Source organism: Geminicoccus flavidas (assembly GCF_009806515.1).
Classification (GTDB): domain Bacteria; phylum Pseudomonadota; class Alphaproteobacteria; order Geminicoccales; family Geminicoccaceae; genus Geminicoccus; species Geminicoccus flavidus.
Window position 1 is genome coordinate 1 of sequence record NZ_WUJP01000385.1, and the last position, 2,553, is coordinate 2,553.

Sequence of the window (2,553 nt, forward strand, 5' to 3'; positions counted from 1 at the left end):
CGCCCTTGGCACAGGCGCGGCCCTTGCTTCTCTTTCCGATGCCCAGGCCCGCGCACTGGGCGAGCCGCGGCGCTTCACCGATCCGGCGACACGCGAACCCTTGCCACGGAAGCAGTTGGGCGGGCGCACGTCGTTTGTCACCCTCAATGGTGGCTCCTTGCCCTGGCGCCTGAACGATGGGGTGAAGGAATTCCATCTTGTCGCGGAGCCGGTCCAGCGCGAGCTGGCACCCGGTTCGATCGCCCATCTGTGGGGCTATAATGGCAGCTCGCCTGGCCCGACCATCGAAGCCATCGAGGGCGACCGGGTACGGATCTTCGTCACCAACCGCTTGCCCGAGCACACCACGATCCACTGGCACGGCATCCTTCTGCCCAGCGGCATGGATGGGGTAGGTGGTCTGACCCAGCCGCAGATCCAGCCGGGCGAGACCTACGTCTACGAGTTCTCGCTCAAGAAGAGCGGCACCTTCATGTATCACCCGCACGCGGACGAGATGGTCCAGATGGCGATGGGCATGATGGGCCTGCTCATCGTCCATCCGAAGGACCCGTCCTTCCGGCAGGTCGACCGCGACTTTGGCTTCCTGATGGCAAATTACGAGGTGAAGCCAGGTACTTGGGTGCCGGACACCTCGGTCATGCTGGAGTTCAACACCTGGGCCTGGAACAGCCGGGTGTTCCCGGGCATCGATCCTCTGGTGGTGCGCAAGGGCGACCGGGTGCGGATCCGGATTGGCAACCTGACCATGACCAACCACCCGATCCACCTGCACGGCTACGACTTCAAGGTCACCGGCACGGACGGCGGCTGGATCCCCGAAGGGGCGCAGTGGCCGGAGGTATCGGTCGACGTCCCGGTGGGAGCAATGCGTACCATCGAGTTCGTGGCAGATGAGGAAGGCGACTGGGCGTTCCACTGCCACAAGTCGCATCACACCATGGGCCCCATGGGACATGGCATCGCCAACATGATCGGCGTGCGCCAGGGCGTGGCGACCAAGCGGATCGGCAAGCTGCTGCCCGACTACATGTACATGCCGATGGGCGAGCAGGGCATGGCCGAGATGCAGGACATGGCCGCCCACGGCATGAGCCCGCCCGAGAACACCTTGCCGATGATGGCAGGCGAAGGACCCTTCGGCCCGATCGAGATGGGGGGCATGTTCACCGTCCTGAAGGTCCGGGCGGACATCGCATCCGATGACTATGCCGACCCCGGCTGGTTCGAACATCCCGAGGGGACAGTTGCCTGGCGTGTCGATGACAGCGGCCGCGCCACCTGAGTATTCACGCTAGAACAGGAGACAGCGATGCGCATCTTTAATGCGATCTTGCCGGCTGTAGTCATGGTCCCGCTTGCCGGCGGCATAGCCTTCGCCGATGCCGGGCACGGCCACTACAAGTTTGGTGAGCCTGGCCAGGAGAGCGAGGTCACCCGCGCGGTAGAGGTGATTGCCGATGATGCGGACGGCATGGAGCTCATCATGGACGTCGGTACGATCCAGCAGGGCGAGACGATCAAGTTCGTGATCACCAACAAGGGCGCCGGCGACCATGAGTTCTCGGTCGGCGACACCGCGTCCCAGCGGGCTCACGCGAAGCTGATGGCCAAGAACCCGGACATGAAGCACGACGATGACCCGAGTGCCGTGACGCTGGCGCCTGGCGAGACCAAGACGGTGATCTGGAAATTCAACAAGCCGGTTCAGGGCAACATTGTCTTCGCCTGCCAGATGCCCGGCCACTACGAAGCGGGTATGGTGCATCAGGCCAAGCTCGCGAAGTCCAAGAAGACGGGCTGATACTCCAGGAAAGAGGACGGGCCGGCGCCCCGGCCCGTCCCCATCACCACAGTACGAATACAAGTTGCCTGTTCACACGCGGACCGTGCGCAGCCGCAATGCATTCAGGATCACCGAGACAGAGCTGAGCGCCATTGCGGCCGCGGCAATGATCGGGCTGAGCAGCAGGCCGAAGAACGGATAGAGGATGCCGGCGGCCACCGGCACGCCCAGGGCGTTGTAGACGAAGGCGAAGAACAGGTTCTGCCGGATGTTGTTCATGGTGGCGGCGCTGAGATGCCTGGCACGGGCGATGGCGGCGTCGGTGCCCGTGCCCATGACAATCCCGACATCCGCTGCCGCCAGCGCTGGTGCGTCGTTCACCCCTTCGCCAGCCATCGCCACAACGCGGCCCTGGCCCTGGAGCTTTTGTACGACCCTACTCTTGCGGCCTAGCCGGGCCCAATCCCTGGGTGTGGTAGTCGGCGGAATATGATAAAGTGGTTGCCCCTGATCTATTTTGTGATTCTAAACTTTCGCAGCAGCTCAGACTAGGAGTTACGAAAGGAGCAAAGCACGGTCACCTTTCCATCGGCGCTCGGCTTTCGGTCCTCGAAGCGCGAACGCCAGATCGTTATTATCGACGGTCCGAACATGACCAACCTCGGAGCGAGGAACAAGCGCGTCTACGGCCCGATCTCCTCGCTGGAGGAACTGCAAAACTTCTAAGGCATTCGGGTCGGCGCTGGGCGTCACGGTGGCCACCTTCG

3 protein-coding genes and 1 pseudogene are annotated in these 2,553 nt (G+C 63.1%); 2 read left to right on the top strand and 2 right to left on the bottom strand.

Annotated elements, in window-relative coordinates:
- A partial coding sequence (locus tag EQG76_RS10900) for a copper oxidase (protein WP_235031309.1) occupies positions 1 to 1,285 on the top strand: 1,285 nt, incomplete at its 5' end.
- A gap of 27 nt (positions 1,286 to 1,312) precedes the next feature.
- A complete protein-coding gene (locus tag EQG76_RS10905) occupies positions 1,313 to 1,804 on the top strand; it encodes a cupredoxin domain-containing protein (RefSeq protein ID WP_159713283.1) in 492 nt (163 codons plus the stop codon).
- A 72-nt stretch (positions 1,805 to 1,876) separates the two neighbouring features.
- Here EQG76_RS10905 and EQG76_RS10910 read toward each other — a convergent pair.
- Positions 1,877 to 2,233 (bottom strand): annotated as a pseudogene (locus tag EQG76_RS10910) (haloacid dehalogenase); the annotation flags it as partial.
- Between the two features lie 108 nt (positions 2,234 to 2,341).
- A partial coding sequence (locus EQG76_RS32175; protein ID WP_235031310.1) for a hypothetical protein occupies positions 2,342 to 2,553 on the bottom strand: 212 nt, incomplete at its 5' end.